Here is an 18,577-nt window from a genome sequence, read left to right as displayed (position 1 = left end):
CGTCCCGGAATCCGCTCCGCCGCGTCCGGGAACCGGCACTCCGCGCCCGTCGTCGGACTCCCATGACGACAACCCGACGGTCCCGCACCATCCAACTGGCAGGCGCCGCCGTCGTGGCCGCTGTGGCGTTCGCGCTGGTCGCGTGCGCAGGGGGCGACGACGACTCGTCTGCGGAGTTGACCGCTCCCGCCGACCTGCAGCGCAGCGAGAGCTATTCCGCTGCGGGCAGTGACACCGCGGACGCTGACGCATCGACGGGCGACTTGGCCAGCGGACAACCGGCGAGCGAGGGAGAAGCGGATGCGTTCGCACTGCCCGCCGGCATCGCGGGGCTGGGACGCTCGATCGTCGTCACCGGCAGCGCCGGCATCGAGGTGCCCGACGTGCCCGCAGCCGTCGACCAGATCTCCGCCATCGTCACCGCCCGCGGCGGCGCGGTGTTCGACGTGGACCTGCAGATGGGCGACCCCGAGCACGCGCGGGCGATGCTGGTGGTGAGGCTGCCACCCGAGGAGCTGGAAGCGACGATCGCCGACCTCGGGGGTGTGGGCACCCTGCTCAGCCGCACCCAGGAGTCGATCGATGTCACCGAACAGCTCGTCGACCTCGACAGCCGCATCGCCACCGCGCGGGCGAGCGTCGAGCGGGTACGGGCATTGCTCGCCGAAGCGGTCGACATCGAGGACGTGGTGCGGGTGGAGGGTGAGCTGACCCGGCGCGAGGCCGACCTCGAATCCCTGCTCGGCTCGCAGCGCGTGCTCGACGACCAGGTGGCGATGTCCACCCTGACGATCGAGCTGTCGACCTCGGCAGAGGGCATCGCCGCTCTCTCGACGACCTTCGAGGACCCGCGGCCGACGGTCGTCGAAGCCCTGGCCGACGGCTGGTCGGCGTTCGCCGGCATGTTCGCCACAGCCGCTGTGGCGCTGGCGCTGGCCGGGCCGTTCCTCGTCACCGGGCTGCTGGTGGCAGCCGTGGTGTGGTTCGCCCGGCGCAACCGCCGCCCGGTCAGGCAGGCAACATCCGCAGCAGGCCCTGGCGCAGGGTGAGCACGTACAGCTCGCGGTCCGGGCCCTCCGCCCAGCCGGTGATCACGCCGCCCTGGCGCAGCGGTAGCTGCACCTCACCCTCGCCGCCGAGCACCCAGATCAGCCCGGTCATGTCGGCGAACACGTAGGCACCGCGCAATGCAGGGATCGCCTGGCCGTAGTACACGAGGCCGCCGATGATCGCCGGGCCGACGGTGTGCGGATACTCGAAGATCGGCGGCACCACGCCTGCGGGAGCGCCGTCGTAGCGCAGCTTCGACGCCTCGTAGAAGTACCAGCCGAAGTTCTGCCCGCTCGTCCCGGCAGGGATCACGTTCAGCTCCTCGAGCGAGTCCTCGCCGACGTCACCGATGTACATGTCGCCTGAGCCCGGGTCGATCGAGAACCGCCACGGGTTGCGCAACCCCTTGGCCCAGATCTCGGGTCTCTTCGCCGGATCGGCGACGTAGGGATTGTCCGGGGGCACGTCGTAGCCCTCGGCATCAAGGCGGGGAGCGATCCGCAAGATGGCGCCGAGCAGCTTGGTGTAGTCCTGCGCGTCGCGGCCGCGACTGCCTCCGCCGTCGCCGAGCGCGACGTACAGCAAGCCGTTCGCGTCGAACCACAGCTCGCCACCTTTGTGGCCGACACCGGGCTGCTCGACGAACAGCACCAGGCGGCGGCTGGCCGGGTCCGGCTTCCCGTCGACCATCTCGTACGAGGCGACGTTCGTATCGTCGCCGCGGTCGGTGTAGTGGAGGAACATCCGCCCGTTGCGCGGATCGAAGTCGATGCCGAGCAGGCCGCGCTCGGAACCGGGGAGGAGCTCGGTCACCTCCGACGACATGTCCATCACCACCTCCGCGGTGGTCACCTCCTCGTCGATGCGGTGGACGAAGCCGTCCTGGGTGACCGCGTAGAAGGCGCCCTCCCGGTGGTTCCACACCATGCCGGTGAGGTTGGCGATGTCGATGGCCAACTCGAAGCGCACCCCCGCCGACTGCAGCTGCGCCTTGGTCGGTTTGGCGATCGGATCGACCCGATCGGAGCGGGGGCTGACGCCGGTCGTGTCGTCTGGTGTCGTTTCGCCGGCCGTGTCGTCGGGTGTCGTGTCGTCTGGTGTCGAGTCGCCGGTCGTGTCGTCGGGTGTCGAGTCGTCGGTCGTTTCGTCGGTCGGGTTCGACTCGGCGGGAGCCGGGGTCGCGGAGTCGTCGTCCGAGGCCGTCTGGAGGACGGCTAGCAGGCCGAAGGCGACGAGCGAGCCGACCAGCACCGCCAGGTTCGTCTTGGCTCTCATCGCCGCCTTTCCGTCGACTGCAACCTACCCGTAGCACTCGACGCCGAGCCGTCAGGCCAACGACGGGCGTCAGGACTGCACGTGCGCGACGAGGCGCCGCAGGGTGGCGTCGTCACCGACCGCGATCACCACCTGACCAGGCTCGATCGCGGTATCCGGGTCCGGGTTGGTGTTGAACGCCCCGCTCGGCTGGCGCACCGCCAGCACCAAGGCCCCGGTCAGCTCACGCAGGTTCGCCTCACGCAGGCTGCGCCCCGCGATCGGCGATCCCTCGGGCACCTCCACCTCCTGCAAGCGGAACTCGAGGCTGCGCTCGTGCATCACCACGTCGACGAACTCGGCCACGTGTGGCCTGGCGACGAAGGACGCCATCCGGGCACCGCCGAGCTCTTGCGGGTTGACGACCCGGTCGGCGCCTGCGCGCGCCAGCTTGCCGACGCTGTCTTCTGACCGGGCCCTCGCGACGATGAACAGGTCCGGTCGCATCTCACGGGAGGAGAGGGTGACGAACAGGTTCTCGGCGTCACCGGCGAGCGCGGCGACGAGGGCTCTCGCGTGCTCGATGCCAGCGGCACGCAGGGTCTCGTCGCGCGTGGCGTCGCCGACGACGCTCGGCAGGGCAGCGTCGGCAAGGCGGACAACGTCGTGGTCGACGACGACCAGCTCCAGCCCGGCGAGATGGAGGTCGTGCGCGACGATGCGGCCCACCCGACCCCATCCACAGACGATGACATGGCCCTGCATGCGGGCGATGTGCTTGTCCATCCGTCTCCTCCCGACGATCTCCTGCAGCTGGCCGCCGACCACCACCTCGACGACCAGTGTGAACGTGTAGAGCACCATCGCGACGCCGACGATGATCAGCCCGACGGTGAAGAGCTTTTCCCCGGCGGAGAACTCTTGAACCTCGCGGAAGCCGACCGTCGTGATCGTCGTCACCGTCTGGTAGACCGCGTCGAGCACCGAGAACCCAAACGCCATGTACCCGAGCGTGCCGACCACGAACACGAGGACGAGCGCGCCGATGGAGAGTCGGAGACGTCGCAGCGTGTTGGTCACCGAAGCAGCAACTTAGAGCCCAGCGGCGCGCCGCGGGCGTGCCAGCCCGATGGGGTGAGCACCCAGTCGGCGAGGGTGCCGTCGGGAAAGGCGAACGCGGCGCGCAGACCGAGGTGGGCGACGGCAGGCTCTACCGGCAGCGGTCCGAGAGCATCGCCCCAGCGGTGCGAGCGCTCTGCGGGCACCTCGGCCAGCTCGACGTGGGGCTGACCGGCGAGCTCGATCGTGCCGTGGACGACGCCGTCTTGGCGGTAGCCGTGTTCGATCGCCTCCGGTTCGGCGCTCGCGTACCACTCCAGGTCGAAGGCCATCGCCGTCGGCACCCCATACGCCCGATCGAGGGCGTCGTCGGCGCTGTCGAGAGCCGCCGCGTAGGCCTCGTTGCCGACGCACCACTGCTCGAAAGCGGCGTCGCAGGTGTGCTCGGCCCACAGCGCCTCGGCCTTCACGATCATCGGGTCGGCGCGCACGGTCACGTCCCACTCGGTGACGTGCAGCAGCGGCTCGCCCGCTCGGGCCAGCGCGGCGAAGTACCACGCGCGGCGCCCGAGCAGCCGGTGGCCGGACAGACCGCCGAGCGTCCCGTCGGGGGTCCAGAAGGCGAACGTCCACTCCTCCACCGGCGCGTCGGGGTGGCGGCGCTCGTCGGCGCTCGCCCAGCGGCTCGTCACCGGCCGGTCACGGCAACGTGGAGTAGTACGGCCCGTCGTCGGGCAGCCCCGCGTTGTCGCCCTCCATCTGCGACACCAGCTCGTACACCATCGGGGGGATGTCGCGCGGCACCGTCCAGTCGAACCCGTCGGCGATGCCGGCCTCCTCGGCGAAGGGGCGCAAGAACGAGAAGTACACGTAGGCGCCACACGCGATCTTCTCGTCGCGGGTCATCGCCGCGATCGCCCGGTAGTGGGCACCCTGGGCAGCCCGCACCTCGGCGACGATCGTGTCGAGCTCGTCGAGCCCCACCGGGGTCAGCTCGCCGGTCGACGAGTCCGGTCGGTAGAGCGCGAACCCGACGAGGCGGTCGAGGTAGTCCTCCGGCGTGGTGTAGCTCGTGCCGAAGTCCGTCACCCTGTCGATCGACACGCCGTCGAGGACCAGCGCCGCGGTCAGGTCGGAGTACGGCACACGACTCGCCACGGTGCTCCACGCGAAGTCGCTCTCGGCGAGGTGGTAGTAGTCGCGCACCAACAGCACCCGCCCGTCGTCGAGCACGTAAGGCCCGGTGTCGCCGGCGCCGACGCGCGTGTCGAAGTAGAGCAGGAACAGGTAGCTCACCAGCGTGGCGTTGAAGCGCTTGATGCGGTCGCGCTCGGCCTGGTCACGCACGTCGCGGACCCCGGCCATCAGGGCGCCGATGTGCTCGGCCGAATACGGCGTCACCTGCGCGGTGTCCGCGGCCAGCCGATGCCCCTCGCCGTGGAAGCCCTGCGCGGCGCGGTCCCAGAAGTCCATCACGGTGAAGGCCTGGTCGAGATCGTTGGCCGAAGCGGGATCGAGCTGCTCGTACACCTTGCGCCCGATCAGCCAGAAGTTGGCGATGCTCCACAGGTACACGGTGTTGACCCGGCAACCGGGGCGGCGGGCGCGGCGACCGATCTCCTCGGCCGGCAGCACCGCGTCGATGGCGCGCATCATCTCCGGGTACCGCAGGAACGACTCGATGCACGCCGTCACCACGTACGCCGAGACCGGGATCAGCCTGCTCTCCAGCGCCGTCCGCTCCTCGGTGAGGTGGTGCGAGACCGGCGCCATGTACTCGATCAGCTCGTTCACCCGCCGCTTGCGCGCCGCGTCGTCGCCGCCGGTCCGCTCACCCACGGACGATGCCTTCCTCGCCGGTGCAGTCCACCTCGACCAGCGCGCCGGCCTCAGGCTCATCAGACGCGAACTGGCAGGCCATCACGCAGGGCACCTGGAACTCGCGGCTGACGATGCCGATGTGGCTGCGCGGCGTGCCGCTGCTGCAGATGACCGCCGTCAGCTCGTGGTAGATCGGCGCGAGGAACGTCGCCCCGGCATCACGGACGAGTCCGACCACGCCTTCTGCCCCGGTGTCCATCAGCGCGAGCACATCCTCGGGCGTCTCGATCGCCATGAACCTGCCCTGCACGGGGGCGGCGTCGAACACCTTCACCCCTCGGCCGATCTCTTGAAGCGCGCTCATCGGGTCGACTGTAGGCCGGGTTCCCGGCGCCACTGGTGCCCGGGTGCCCGGCGCAACGGCTCGCGCCCGGCGTGCGCCAGACTGGAGCCGTGGTGCGCTACCTGAGCCTCGACTGGATCGACGCCCTCTCGACAGAGGTGGCGGCGAGCGACGCCTTGCATCGGCTGGCGGCCACTCACACCATCGGCGTGACACAGGTCGTCACCGGTGGGCCAGAAGGCGACGTCACCTACCACCTTCAGGTCGCCGACGGCGTCGCGGCGTTCGGTGCCGGCTCCGCCGAGCCCGAAGACGTGCGCTTCGAGCAGGACTGGGAGACCGCCGTCGAAGTCGCGACCGGGGCGTTGAACGCTCAGCAGGCGTTCATCACCGGGCGGATCAGGCTGTACGGCAGCCAGGATGCGCTGACCGCCAACCAACCGGTGTTCGGGGCGCTCGACGCCGTGTTCACCACCGTTCGCGAGCGCACCGAGTACCGCTGAGCGCAGGGCGGGTCGACCGATGCCGGAGCTGCCCGAGGTGCAGGCCCACGCCGAGCGCCTGACCGACGCATTCGCCGGGCGGGTACTGGTGCAGTTCCGCCCGCTCACCTTCACCGCGCTGCGCACGGTGCAGCCCGCGCCCGAAGCGGCCTACGGCGAGGCGCTCACCGACGTCGGGCGGCGTGGCAAGTACCTGCTCTTGCACTTTCCGTCGGTGACGTTCGCGGTGCATCTGATGCAGGGCGGCCGGCTGCTGGTGGACCAGAAGCAGTCGGCCAAGCCGCGCGGCGGGCAGGCCCGGTTCGTCTTCGACGAAGGGCCGGCGCTGCTGCTCACCGAAGCAGGCACAGAGCGACGCGCCGGTGTGTGGTGCCTCGACCCCGCGCGCGAGCTGACCACGCCTCCGCTCGACAAGCTCGGGCCTGAGCCGGCCGACCTCGATCCGGCTGCGCTCGCGGCACGGTTCGCCGCCCACCCGATGCGCCTCCACGGGTTCCTGCGTGACCAGCGGGCGATCGCCGGGCTCGGTCGACGGCTGGCCAACGAGGTCTGCCATCGGGCCCGGGTGTCGCCGTTCGCCAACACCAAGCGCCTCGGTGTCGAAGGCGCCGAGATCGTGCTCGCCGCGATCCGCGAAGCCGTCGCCGAGGGGCTCGCCTACGAACGCACCCGAGCGGACATGAGCTCGTCGGCCGACCGACCCGGAGGCGTTCACGGACGCACCGGCGAGCCGTGCCCCGTGTGTGCCGACACCGTCCGGGCGGTGGAGTACTCCGGCTACACGGTGTGCTACTGCCCGACCTGCCAGACCGGCGGCAAGGTGCTGGCCGACAACACGACGAGCCGGTTCTTGAAGTGACGATGTCTCAGGGGCGGAGGCGTAGCAGATCCTTCATCAGCAGCGTCAGGTGCAGTTGGTCGGTCGGGGACGACTCGAATTCGGGTGCATGGCGGAGGTAGAACGCACGGGCTTGGTCTGTTTCGCAGTGAACGAGCAACGCCCGGCAGCCGATCTCGGTACCGAGCGCGGCGGCCCGGCGGATCACATCGGCAAGCAGCGCGCTGCCGAGGCGACGACCCTCGTGGGCGGTGTCGACGCCGAGACGGGCGAGCAGCGCGACCGGTTGCGGGTACGCGCCGGCTCCCTTGCGGTGACGCTCGGGGAGATCGGCCGGCCGGACCGATGCCATGCACCACGCGTAGTACGCGACCACGGTCGGGCTGTCGACCTCGGTTACGACGAGCACCTTGACACTGTTGGCTGCGTGCGCCTGGCGGGCGTGGCGGCGCAGCCAGTTGGTCTGTTCGGCCGAACGACACTCGAAGCTGTCGAGGTGATCGCCGGAATCGAGCAGACGCGGCGGTGCGTAACGCGCCGTCACTCGTCGAACGGAGAGGCCCGATCGAGCAACGCCTGGACACCGGGCAGGTCACGCGCCGGCCGGGCGTTGACCGCCTCCCAGGCGCGCCACGCCTTGGGGTCCAGCGCGAACTCGGTGCGGTCGGCGAGCACCCGGGCGGCGGCATCGGTGAGATTGGTCACGACGAACGTGGTGAGGTCGGTACCGCTCGCCGCGACGGCACGGTCGATCAGTTCCCGGTCGGCCGGGGTGGTACGGACCTCGAGCCGGCTGGTACGAGCGATGGTGGCCATGTACGGCAAATGTACGGCAAGGACGATGACGAAGCAACCGGGTGAGTGACTGCCGGCTTCGAGGCCACTCACGTCGCGGCTTGGCGCCAGCGGGTGGGCGCGACCAGCACCGACATCGCCAGCAGGCAAAGCGCGCCGCCGACGAGGTAGGGCGCGCCGATCGACACGCGGTCGTAGAGCACCCCGGCCAGCACCGGTCCGAGCACCCGGCCGATGCCGTTCGCGCCCTGCTGGAATCCCAGCGCCTCGCCGCGCTGGTGGTCCGGAACGCCGAGCGAGACGAGCGTCGAGAGGTTCGGTGACACGAGCCCCTGGCCGATCGTGAGCAATGCCAACGCGGGCACCAGCACGGCCCACGTCTCGGCCACCGCGAGCAGCCCCAGCCCCGCGGCGTTCAGCACCAGGCCGACCTGGAGTGACCCCGCCGTGCCGATCCGCTCGTTGACCGGGCGCACGACACCGGCCTGCACGACGACGAGCAGCACCCCGACGCCGACGAACACCGCGGCGATGCCGCCCTCCTCCAGACCGAAGCGGTCACCGGCGAGCAGCGAGAAGGTGGCCTCGAATCCGCTGAAGGCGACGATGGCGACGAAGCCGACGACGGCAAAGCCCCACAGCCGCGCGGCGCGTCCCGACCGTGGCGGAGCGGGCGCATCGCGGCGCACCTTGCGGGTCTCGGGCAGCCGGACGAGCGCGGCCACCGCGTTCGCCAACGCGATCGCCGCGGCGACGAAGAACGGCACGTGCTCGCCGCCCAGCGAGGCGAGCCCGCCGAGCGCAGGCCCGACGACGAAGCCGACGCCGAACGCCGCGCCGAGCAGGCCGAGCAAGCGCGGCCGCTCCTCGGGCGTGGCCACGTCGGTGATCGCGCCTTGGGCGACCGCGACCGAGGCGCCCGACGCGCCGTCGAGGACCCGGCCGAGGAACAGCACCCAGAGCGCTCCACCGACGCCGGTGACGAACGAACCGATCGCCGTGCCGACGAGCGACACCACGATCACCGGCTTGCGGCCGACGACGTCGGACAGCCGCCCGAGCAGAGGCGAGCAGACGAACTGGGCCAGCGAGAACGAGGCGAACAGCAGGCCGACCTCGAGCCCGCTCGCGCCATAGCGCTCGGCGTATCGCCCGAGGATCGGCACCACGATGCCGAACCCGACGAGGTCGAGCGCGACCGTCGTCCAGATGGTCCAAAAGCCCTGGGGCAGGGGGGCGCGATCGGTACGGGTGCGAGGCAAGTCGAGGAGCTCTTTCGGCCGATCAGCGCCGCACGCTGGTGCCGGCCTTCGTCGTCTCGACGATCCACCCTGCGGCCTGCAGCTCGGCCCTGATCGCGTCGGCCGTCGCGAAGTCCTTGGCCAGTCGGGCGGCGTCGAGCGCCGCGGCGCGCTCGGCGACATCGTCGGGCACCTCGACCCCTGCCGACAACACCAGACCGAGCGCGGTGCACATCTCGCCGACCGCCGCGGCGAGCGACGCGGCAGCCGCCTCGTCGCCGGCGTCGAGCGCCGCGTTCGCCCGGCGGACGGTGTCGAACAGCAGCGCAGTGGCGCCGGGAGTGTCCAGGTCGTCGTCCATCCGCTGCGCGAACTGCCGAGTCACATCGGCGTCGGCCGTGGAAGGCGCCAGACCGGCTGTGCGCGCGGCGAACGAGTCGAGCCCGGCGAGCGCCTTCGCCCCCGCGTCGAGGTTGTCGCTGCCCACCCGCACCGGGCTGCGGTAGTGGGTCTGCAGCAGCACCATGCGGTATGCCCGGGGGTCGTAGTGCTGGACGAGGTCGACCAGGTTGTCGACGTTGCCGAGGCTCTTCGACATCTTCTCGCCCTCGGCGTCGACGACGAAGCCGTTGTGCATCCAGTGATTCGCGAACCGCTTGCCGAGCGCCACCGCCTGGGCGCGCTCGTTCTCGTGGTGGGGGAACTTCAGGTCCATGCCCCCGCAGTGCAGGTCGAAGCCCTCCCCGAGCAGCTCCAGGCTCATCACCACGCACTCGCTGTGCCAGCCCGGGCGACCGTCGCCCCACGGCGAGGGCCACGATGGCTCACCGGGCTTGCTCAGCTTCCACAGCACGAAGTCGGCCGGGTGCCGCTTGTGCTCCGCGCCGTGCACCTCTCGCTCTCCCCCACCGGCGACCATCGCGTCGAGCGACTGATGGGACAACAACCCGTAGCCCTCGACGTCTTGCACCGACAGGTAGACGCCGACGTCGGTCGTGTACGCGTGCCCGGACTCGACGAGCTCGCCGATCATCGCCACCATCTGGGACACGTATTCGGTGGCGCGGGGGATCTCGCTCGGGCGGGCGACGCCGAGCGCGGCCATCGCCTCGAACCAGACGCGTTCGCAGCGCGTGGTGATCTCCTGCCACGGCCTGCCCTCGCGCTCGGCGCGCTGGAGGATCTTGTCCTCGATGTCGGTGATGTTCGACACCAGGCGCACCTTGAGGCCCGACCACTCGAGGTAACGCCGCAGCACGTCGTACACGACGGTCGCGCGCCCGTGGCCGAGATGAGGTGGGCCGTAGACCGTCGGACCGCACAGGTAGATGCTCACCGTGCCCGGGTCGCGCCGCGCGAGCTCGCGGACCTCCTGCGTGGCGGTGTCGTACAGGTGCAGCATCGGAGCCCGAGCCTACGCGGCGAGGAATCGGACTGCCCGGGCCAATGTGGCGCCGCGTAGCCTGTGCGCCCTATGGCGAACATCCCCGACAAGCCGTCGCTCGACGGCATCGAGGCCCGCTGGATGCAGCGGTGGGCGACCGACGCCATCTACCGGTTCGACCGCACCGCGGACCGCGACCAGGTGTTCGCCATCGACACCCCCCCGCCGACGGTGTCGGGTTCGCTGCACATGGGGCACGTGTTCAGCTACACGCACACCGACACCCTCGCCCGCTTCCACCGGATGACGGGCAAGGCGGTCTTCTATCCGATGGGCTGGGACGACAACGGCCTGCCCACCGAACGCCGGGTGCAGAACTACTTCGGCGTGCGCTGCGATCCCCACGTCCAATACTCCCCCGGGCTGCAACCGCCCTTCCGCGGCGATCCGCCGAAGGATCACCAGGCGGTGCCGGTCTCCCGGCCGAACTTCATCGAGCTGTGCGAAGAGCTCACCGCGCAGGACGAGCAGGTGTTCGAAGACCTGTTCCGGCGCCTCGGGCTGTCGGTCGACTGGGAGCTGCTGTACACCACCATCGAAGATCGCGCCCGACGAATCAGCCAGCGCGCGTTCCTCCGCAACCTGGAGCGCGGCGAGGCGTACAGCCACGAGGCACCGACGTTGTGGGACGTCGACTTCCAGACAGCCGTCGCGCAGGCCGAGCTCGAGGACCGCGAGCGCAAAGGTGCCTACCACCAGCTCGCGTTCCACCGCGGCGACGGCGGGGGCGACGTGGTCATCGACACCACCCGGCCCGAGCTGCTCGCGGCGTGCGTGGCACTCGTCGCCCACCCCGACGACGAGCGCTACCGCTCGCTCGTCGGCTCGACGGTGCTCACCCCGCTGTACGGGGTCGAGGTGCCCGTCGTCGCCCACGAGCTCGCCCAGCCCGACAAGGGCACCGGCGTGGCGATGATCTGCACCTTCGGCGACCTGACCGACGTGGTCTGGTGGCGTGAGCTCGACCTGCCGACTCGGGCGATCGTCGGGCGCGACGGGCGCATGATCGCCGATCCCCCGGCCGGGCTCGACAGCGGGAAGGCGCGCGACGCGTACGCGACCATCGCCGGGCTGGGCGCGAACCAGGCCCGGCGCGCGGTCGTGGAGCAGTTGCAGCAGTCCGGCGAGCTGCTCGGCGAGATCCGCGAGATCTCCCATCCGGTGAAGTTCTACGAAAAGGGCGACCGCCCGCTCGAGATCGTCACCAGCAGGCAGTGGTACATCCGCAACGGCGGCCGCGACCGTGCCCTGCGCGAGGCCCTGGTGGAGCGCGGCCAAGACCTCGAGTGGCACCCCGAGCACATGCGTCACCGCTACGAGAACTGGGTCGAGGGGCTGAACGGCGACTGGCTGGTCAGCCGCCAGCGCTGGTTCGGCGTCCCGATCCCCGTCTGGTACCGCCTCGACGACAACGGCCAGCCCGTCTACGACGAGCCGCTGCTGCCCGCCGACGACCAGCTCCCGATCGACCCCTCCACCGACGTGCCGGCCGGCTACACACCCGCACAGCGTGACCAGCCCGGTGGCTTCACCGGTGATCCCGACGTGATGGACACCTGGGCGACGTCGTCGCTGACGCCCCAGATCGCTGGACGCTGGGGTGACGACCCCGACCTGTTCCAGCGCGTCTTCCCGATGGACCTGCGCCCCCAGGCCCACGACATCATCCGCACCTGGCTGTTCGCCACCGTGGTGCGCAGCCACTTCGAGGTGGGCGACCTGCCCTGGCGCCACGCCGCGTTGAGCGGATGGATCCTCGACCCCGACCGCAAGAAGATGTCGAAGTCGAAAGGCAACGTCGTCACCCCGATCGACCTGTTCGACCGCTACGGCTCCGACGCGGTGCGCTACTGGGCGGCGAGCGCCCGCCCCGGCGTGGACACCGCGTTCAGCGAAGAGCAGATGAAGGTCGGGCGCAAGCTCGCCACGAAGCTCTTGAACGTGACCAAGTTCGTGCTCGGCTTCGGTGAGCCGGCGTCACCGTCGCCAGGCGCGGTCAGCGACGCCGTCGACCTCGCGATGCTCGCCCGCCTGCGCGCCGTCGTACTCGACGCCACGACCGCCTTCGCCGCGTACGACCAGGCGAGGGCACTGGAGCGCACGGAAGCGTTCTTCTGGTGGTTCTGCGACGACTACGTCGAGCTCGTCAAGTCCCGCGCGTACGGGGGTCGTGGCGAGGCCGGCGCCGCGTCGGCGCTGACCGCATTGCGGCTGGCGCTCTCCGTGGTGCAGCGGCTGTTCGCGCCGTTCCTGCCCTTCGCCGCCGACGAGGTGTGGAGCTGGTGGCAGCAGGGTTCGGTGCACAGCAGCCCGTGGCCCGACGCGGCAGAGCTGCCCGCAGGCGGCGACGCCGCCGCGCTCGACCCGGTGTGCGACGTGCTCACGCTCGTTCGCCGGGCGAAGACCGAGGCCAAGCTCTCCCAGCGAGCCGGCGTCGAGCGGGTCCTCGTCAGCGGGCCAGACGTGGTCCGTGCCAGTGTCGAGCTCGGCCGCGCCGACCTCCTCGACGCGGGGACCATCGCCGAGCTCGCCTTCGAACCCGCCGACGCGCTCGGAGTCGACGTCACCCTCGCCGCCGTTTCGCCGACCTGACCCGACGGCGCGCGGCCGCCGCCGACACGGCGGCCGGTAGCTTCTTCGGTGCCATGGCCGACGTACCTGCGGATCCCTCTCCTGGCGACGCGGCTGCGCCCAAGCGACAGCGGTTGCGTCGCACCTGGCCCCAGCGAGGGGTGCTGGTGTTCAACCTCGGCGTCGTCGCCGCCTGCTTCGCAACGGCCGCGGTGATGTTCTACGGCAACGAGAAGGCCAACGACCGCCGAGTGGTGACCATCGCCGACCCGTCGGCTTCGGTGACCACCGATGCCGGGCAGCCGCCCACCGACTCCGCGGTCGCGGACACCGGCCCCAGTGCCACCGATCCCGCCGACACCACGGTGCCGGTGGCGGTCGACATGACCGCCCGCAACTTCCTCGTCACCGGCAGCGACAACAACGCCTGCGTCGACCCGGACTCGCCCTACTACGCCGCGTTCGGCGACCGCGACAACCTGGGCGAGCGGTCGGACACCATCATGGTCATCCGCCTCGACCCCGGCTCGAACCAGGCCGCGGTGCTGTCGTTCCCCCGCGACCTGTGGGTGGAGATCGCCGGGCGCAACTCCAAGAGCCGGATCAACTCCGCGTTCGTGATCGACGACCCGAACCCGCTCATCGCGACGATCTGGGAGAACTTCCAGATCCCGATCGACCACTACCTGAACGTCGACTTCTGCGCGTTCAAGAACATGGTCGACGCCGTGGGTGGGGTGGCCGTGCCGTTCCAGTTCGCAGTGCGTGACCGCTCCACCAACCTCGACATCGCGAACCCCGGCTGCGTCACGCTCGACGGCGAGGCAGCTCTCGCCTACGTGCGCTCGCGGCACCTCCACTACCTCGACCCGGAGAGCGGGGAGTGGAAGGAAGACAAGTCGGCCGACTGGGGTCGCATCTCGCGCCAGCAGGACTTCTTGCGCCGCGCGCTGTCGGCGGCTCTCGACGAAGGCGTCCGCGACCCTCGGGTGGCGAAGGACCTCATCGACACGGCGCTCGACTACGTCCACACCGACAGCGGCCTGACCATCGGCAGGCTGCTCGACCTCGCGACAGCGATGCGCGACCTCGACCCGGTCACGCTGCGCACGTACCAGATCGCTTCCACTCCGGCAACGATCTCGGGCAACTCGGTGCTGGTGCCCGAGCTCGACTCGGACAACATGCAGGCGATCCTCTCCGTCTTCAGGGGCGAAGCCCGTTTGGCCGACGCCCCCGAGCAGGTGCTGGAGCAGATCTACGGCACGACCACGATCGCCGGCACCGCACCGACGGCGAGCGACCCGCCCGGAACCGGATCGACAGTCGCGCCGACCACGTCGACACTGCCGCTGGTGCTCGCCGAGGACGACGTCTTCGGCATCGTGCCCCCCGCCGACGTCAGCTGCTGAGCCGCGGCGCGGGCCCGCCGTCGTCGAGCACGCGGCGCAACGCCTCGACCACTTCGCTCGGCCCACGGACCGTCGTCATCCGGGCCCCCAGATCCGCCGCGAGGGCGCGCGCCTCGTCGGCGTCGCCCTCCGGCGCGATGATCGCCAGCTCGTCGAGCGCCCTCGCCATCGCGACGACGTCGCCGGGCATGGTGGCCCGGCAGTCCGAGAGCAGCACCGCGATCTTGCGGCCGGCCCGGCTGCGGGCCAGCTGGCCCCTCGCCACCTCGAGCGCTCCAGCGACGTCGGTCGTGCCGAAGCCACGTAGCGCCAGCACGTCGGTGACGACCCTGCCGGGATCCTTGGGCACGTCCTGAGATTTCGCCACCACGACGTCCTTGCCGAACGCGACGACGCTGTAGTCGCCCGGCTGGCGCCACGCCACCGCAGCGGCGGCCACGGCCGACGTGGCCAGCGGCTTGCCGCCCATCGAGCCGCTGCGGTCGACGAGCAGGCAGAGCGCCGTGCCCGGCTTCACCCAGGTCCGCACGCGCAGGCGCTCGGGATCGACCGCCGCGGCCGCGCCGCGCGCCTCGACGATCGGCTCCAGGCTGGCGTCGAGGTCGAGCTCGCCGACGCCTGGCCGGTAGGGCAGCGAAGCGAGCTTGCCGACACCGCGCGGGCGTGCCGGCCCGCGCTTCGCGAGGTCGAGGAACAGCTGGCCGGCGAGTCGTCGGGCCAGCTCACGCAGCTTGGGGTCCGTCGCCCCGGTGAGGTCGGCGAGCAGCGCGAGGGTCTCGTCGGGGTCGTCGCGCAGGCCCTCCTCGACCGCCGCGTCGTCGATCTCGCCGACCTCGGGAGAGACCTGCTCGAAGCGATCGTGGCGGGCGAGCTCACGGCGCGACTGGGTGCGCTTCGACGCCTGAGCGACCGCGTCGTCGGCCGCGTCGCCCTCGGCCACGTGGGGCCGCTTCAGGCCGAGCTCGTGGCCCCGCTCGGGGCCGCGTCTTTTCCCTCGCCGTCACCACCGCCGACACGCCCGAACACCTCCTGCCAGAGCTCGGTGACGATCTCCTCGGCCGTCGCCATGGCGCCCTCGCGCAGGCGCACACGACCTGACAGCGACACCAGCGCCGCGTCGAGGCCGACGCTCGGGTGATCCACCGGCAGCCCGCGCAGCTCGGCGAGAGACCTGGCGACGACGGCGAGGTCGATCGCCCCGCGCACGGAGGAGCCGACGCGCAGGTCGGGATGCGAGCGCGTGCGCCTGACGAGCTCGACCACCTTGCCCACCCATGCCGCGTCGATCGCGGCACGGGCCGCCCGCGTGACGATCTGCGTCTCGTCGCCGGCCGACTGGTACCCGACGGCGAGGCGGCAGCAGCGGTCGTACACGGCGCTCGAGATGCGCGCCGTGCCGACCGCGTCGAACGGGTTCATCGCCGCCACCATCGCGAAGCCGGCGGTGGCCTTCACCCGCCCGAGCCGGGGCACGTGCAGCTCGGCCTCGCTCATCACCGTGATCAGCACGTTCAACGTCTCTTCGGGGATGCGGTTGATCTCCTCGACGTAAAGCAGCGAGCCGTCGCGCATCGCCGACACGAGCGGACCGTCCACGAACACGTCGGCGTCGTAGCCCTCGCTCAGCACGCGCGCCGGGTCGAAGTGGCCGACGAGGCGCGACGGCGTGAGCTCGGCATTGCCCTCGACGAACTCGAAGCCGATGCCGAGCTCGTCGGCGACCGCCCGCAGGAGCGTGCTCTTGCCCGTGCCCGGCGGCCCTTCGAGGAGGATGTGGCGATCGGCGGCGAGGGCGGCGAGCACCAGCTCCAGCTCCCGCCGGCGACCGACCACCTGCTCGGCCGCGCGGTCGAGCAGTGGGCGCTCAGTCATAGACGATGACGCCGCGGATGTTCTCCCCGTCTCGCATCGCGCGGTAGCCCTCGTTGATCTCGTCGAGGGGGTAGCGACGCGTGATCAGCTCGTCGAGCTTGAGCTGGCCGGTGCGGTACATGTCGAGCAGCCCGGGGATGTCCACCCGGGGGTTGAGGCTGCCGAAGATCGTGCCCTTGATCTCCTTGTGCATCATCGCAAGAGAGAACAGGTTCACCGAGGCCTCGTTCGAAGACATCGGCGAGATGGCGGTGACGACGAGCGTGCCGCCCTTGCCGGTGAGGTTCATCCCCTCCTCCATCATCTCGCCGTGCAGCACTCCGGGCGTCATCACGACCCGGTCGGCCATCTGGCCCCACGTCATCTCCATCACCGCGGGCAGGGCCTCGGCCATCGACGCGAACGTGTGGGTGGCGCCGAACTCCATCGCCTTCTCCCGCTTGAACTCCACCGGGTCGACGGCGATGACCCGTTTGGCGCCGACCATGCGCGCGCCTTGCACGGCGTTGATGCCGATGCCGCCGATGCCGACCACGACGACGGTGTCGCCCGCCTGGGTACCGGCGCGGCGCACCGCAGAGCCCCATCCGGTGGCCACCCCGCAAGACACGACGGCGACGCATTCGAACGGGAGGTCGGGATCGACCCTGATCACGGACAGCTCCGAGACACAGCTGTACTCGGAGAACGTGCCCACCTTGGCCATCATGGTGATCGGCTGGCCGTCGACGAAGTGACGGTGCGTGCCGTCGGTGATCATCCCACCGGCCAGAGTCGCGGCACCGTTGTCGCAGATCACCGATCGGCCGGTGACGCAGTAGCGGCACCGCCCGCAGCTCGGCACGAAGTTCGCCGACACGTGGTCGCCGGGCTGCACCGACGTCACGCCGGGACCCACCTCGGCGATCACCCCCGCGCCCTCATGGCCACCGATCAGCGGGAAGATGCTCTCCGCGCCGAGCAAGGCCATGAACTCGGGATCGGGGACCATGTCGCCGGTGACCATGTGCTCGTCGGAATGGCACATCCCGGCGGCCTTCCACTGCACCAGGACCTCACCCGCCTTGGGCGGGTCGATGTCGATCTCTTGCACCTTCCAGGGCTGGTGCAGCCCCGCCAGCACCGCAGCGCGCGCCTTCATCGGTCTCTCCTTGCCGTGTTCTCGGTCTTCACCGTGTTCAGTCGTACACCAGCACGCCGCGGATGTTCTCCGCCCGGCGCATCGCCTCGTAACCCTCGTTCACGCCCTCGAGCGGGTACGTGCGGGTGACGAGCCCGTCGAGGTCGAGCTGGCCTTCCCGGTAGAGGCCGAGCAACTTCGGGATGTCGGCGCGCGGGTTGCCCGAGCCGAACAGCGACCCGACCACCTGCTTCTCCATCAGCGTGAGGTCGAGCAGGCTCATGCTGGCCGATGCCTCCATCGCCGGGTGGATGTTGGTGACGACGACCCGGCCGCGCTTCGCGGCCAGCGCGAGCGCGTCGGCCATCACCTCGCCGGAGCCGACGCCCATCGTCATGATCACCTTGTTGGCCATCGTGCCCCACGTGATGTCCTGGATCAGCGGGAGCGCCTCGGCGAGCGAGGGGGCGGTGTGAGTGGCACCGAACTCCATCGCCTTCTCACGCTTGAACTCGACCGGGTCGATGGCCACGATCCGCTTCGCCCCGGCCAGCTTCGCGCCCTGGATCGCGTTAGCGCCGATGCCGCCCACACCGACCACGGCCACGGTGTCGCCGGGCCGCGTCTCGGCGGCATAGACGGCTGAGCCCCATCCGGTGACCACCCCGCAGCCGAGCAGGCAGGCCTTGTCGAGGGGTACGTCGGGCTCGATCTTGATGCAGCTCGCCTCGTTGACCACCGTGTGGTGCGCGAACGTGCCGAGGAGACACATGAGACCGACGTCCTTGCCCTGCGCGTGGTGTCGTGACGTGCCGTCGGAGATCTGCAGGCCGAGACCCATCAACGCGCCGAGGTCGCAGAGGTTCTGGTGGCCCGTGGAACAGCTCGGGCAGCGCCCGCACGAGGGGATGAAGCCGAACACGACGTGGTCACCGGGGGCGAGCCAGCTCACCCCGGAACCGACTTCTTGCACCACCCCGGCCCCTTCGTGACCGCCGATGATCGGCAGGGCGAACGGCAGATCGCCGGTGACGAGATGCTCGTCGCTGTGGCACATCCCCGACGCGGCCAGCTTCACCAGCACCTCGCCGGGCCCCGGCGGGTCGAGCTCGATCTCCTCGACGCTCCACGGCTGGTTCGTCTCCCACAGCACAGCGGCCTTGGTCTTCACCGGACACCCCCGATTGGCTCCGCGGGACTCGCTCAGCCCCTCCGCGCGGACTGTAGGCGACGCACGGGCGGTGGCGACACCCG

At 70.5% G+C, this 18,577-nt stretch carries 18 protein-coding genes; 5 read left to right on the top strand and 13 right to left on the bottom strand.

The features are described from left to right. The first annotated feature begins 62 nt into the window (after nt 1–62). Nucleotides 63–1,049, top strand: coding sequence for a DUF4349 domain-containing protein (locus IPM43_10920; GenBank protein ID QQS23929.1), 987 nt, complete (start codon nt 63–65; stop codon nt 1,047–1,049). On the opposite strand, the gene IPM43_10915 is transcribed toward IPM43_10920, so the two are convergent. The 5 genes from IPM43_10915 to IPM43_10895 all read right to left on the bottom strand — a co-directional run bounded on the left by IPM43_10915 (nt 1,009) and on the right by IPM43_10895 (nt 5,548). Then, nucleotides 1,009–2,325, bottom strand: coding sequence for a PQQ-dependent sugar dehydrogenase (locus IPM43_10915; GenBank protein ID QQS23928.1), 1,317 nt, complete (start codon nt 2,323–2,325; stop codon nt 1,009–1,011). The two genes, IPM43_10920 and IPM43_10915, sit on opposite strands and share 41 nt — an antisense overlap. A gap of 69 nt (nt 2,326–2,394) precedes the next feature. Next, complete coding sequence (locus IPM43_10910) at nt 2,395–3,306, bottom strand: potassium channel protein (GenBank protein QQS26437.1); 912 nt, start codon at nt 3,304–3,306, stop codon at nt 2,395–2,397. A gap of 74 nt (nt 3,307–3,380) precedes the next feature. Beyond that, nucleotides 3,381–4,055: a hypothetical protein gene (locus IPM43_10905; GenBank protein ID QQS23927.1), complete on the bottom strand. Its 675-nt coding sequence runs from the start codon at nt 4,053–4,055 to the stop codon at nt 3,381–3,383. Nucleotides 4,056–4,062: 7 nt separating this feature from the next. Next, complete coding sequence (locus IPM43_10900; protein ID QQS23926.1) at nt 4,063–5,202, bottom strand: hypothetical protein; 1,140 nt, start codon at nt 5,200–5,202, stop codon at nt 4,063–4,065. After that, nucleotides 5,195–5,548, bottom strand: coding sequence for a hypothetical protein (locus IPM43_10895; GenBank protein ID QQS23925.1), 354 nt, complete (start codon nt 5,546–5,548; stop codon nt 5,195–5,197). The genes IPM43_10900 and IPM43_10895 overlap by 8 nt, the downstream gene beginning before the upstream one ends. 89 nt (nt 5,549–5,637) lie before the next feature. On the opposite strand from IPM43_10895, the gene IPM43_10890 reads away from it, so the two are divergent. Continuing rightward, a complete protein-coding gene (locus IPM43_10890; protein QQS23924.1) occupies nt 5,638–6,030 on the top strand; it encodes an SCP2 sterol-binding domain-containing protein in 393 nt (130 codons plus the stop codon). 19 nt (nt 6,031–6,049) lie between these two features. Further along, on the top strand, nt 6,050–6,889 hold the full coding sequence (locus tag IPM43_10885; protein ID QQS23923.1) for an Fpg/Nei family DNA glycosylase: 840 nt from the start codon (nt 6,050–6,052) through the stop codon (nt 6,887–6,889). Between the two features lie 7 nt (nt 6,890–6,896). On the opposite strand, the gene IPM43_10880 is transcribed toward IPM43_10885, so the two are convergent. The 4 genes from IPM43_10880 to IPM43_10865 form a co-directional block, all read right to left on the bottom strand. Then, entirely contained in the window at nt 6,897–7,412 is a 516-nt protein-coding gene (locus IPM43_10880) for a GNAT family N-acetyltransferase (protein QQS23922.1), read from the bottom strand. Then, entirely contained in the window at nt 7,409–7,684 is a 276-nt protein-coding gene (locus IPM43_10875; GenBank protein QQS23921.1) for a DUF1778 domain-containing protein, read from the bottom strand. The genes IPM43_10880 and IPM43_10875 overlap by 4 nt, the downstream gene beginning before the upstream one ends. A gap of 68 nt (nt 7,685–7,752) precedes the next feature. Beyond that, entirely contained in the window at nt 7,753–8,925 is a 1,173-nt protein-coding gene (locus IPM43_10870) for an MFS transporter (GenBank protein ID QQS23920.1), read from the bottom strand. Between the two features lie 22 nt (nt 8,926–8,947). Continuing rightward, complete coding sequence (locus IPM43_10865) at nt 8,948–10,306, bottom strand: cysteine--tRNA ligase (GenBank protein ID QQS23919.1); 1,359 nt, start codon at nt 10,304–10,306, stop codon at nt 8,948–8,950. A gap of 72 nt (nt 10,307–10,378) precedes the next feature. Between IPM43_10865 and valS the strand changes: the two genes are divergently transcribed. Continuing rightward, complete coding sequence (gene valS, locus IPM43_10860; GenBank protein ID QQS23918.1) at nt 10,379–12,940, top strand: valine--tRNA ligase; 2,562 nt, start codon at nt 10,379–10,381, stop codon at nt 12,938–12,940. Between the two features lie 53 nt (nt 12,941–12,993). Next, on the top strand, nt 12,994–14,331 hold the full coding sequence (locus IPM43_10855; protein QQS23917.1) for an LCP family protein: 1,338 nt from the start codon (nt 12,994–12,996) through the stop codon (nt 14,329–14,331). Here IPM43_10855 and IPM43_10850 read toward each other — a convergent pair. The 4 genes from IPM43_10850 to IPM43_10835 are packed head-to-tail and all read right to left on the bottom strand — an operon-like array spanning nt 14,321 to nt 18,494. Further along, complete coding sequence (locus IPM43_10850; protein QQS23916.1) at nt 14,321–15,271, bottom strand: VWA domain-containing protein; 951 nt, start codon at nt 15,269–15,271, stop codon at nt 14,321–14,323. The two genes, IPM43_10855 and IPM43_10850, sit on opposite strands and share 11 nt — an antisense overlap. 11 nt (nt 15,272–15,282) lie before the next feature. Further along, nucleotides 15,283–16,203 carry a MoxR family ATPase gene (locus IPM43_10845; protein QQS23915.1) on the bottom strand — a complete coding sequence of 307 codons (921 nt, stop codon included), beginning with the start codon at nt 16,201–16,203 and terminating at the stop codon, nt 15,283–15,285. Then, nucleotides 16,196–17,344, bottom strand: a complete 1,149-nt coding sequence (locus IPM43_10840; GenBank protein QQS23914.1) for an NDMA-dependent alcohol dehydrogenase — start codon at nt 17,342–17,344, stop codon at nt 16,196–16,198. The genes IPM43_10845 and IPM43_10840 overlap by 8 nt, the downstream gene beginning before the upstream one ends. A 37-nt stretch (nt 17,345–17,381) precedes the next feature. Next, nucleotides 17,382–18,494, bottom strand: a complete 1,113-nt coding sequence (locus tag IPM43_10835; GenBank protein QQS23913.1) for an NDMA-dependent alcohol dehydrogenase — start codon at nt 18,492–18,494, stop codon at nt 17,382–17,384. Between the last annotated feature and the right edge of the window lie 83 nt (nt 18,495–18,577).

It is taken from the genome of Actinomycetota bacterium, from assembly GCA_016700055.1.
GTDB lineage: Bacteria > Actinomycetota > Acidimicrobiia > Acidimicrobiales > Ilumatobacteraceae > Kalu-18.
This window is presented reverse-complemented; position numbering and strand designations above follow the sequence as displayed.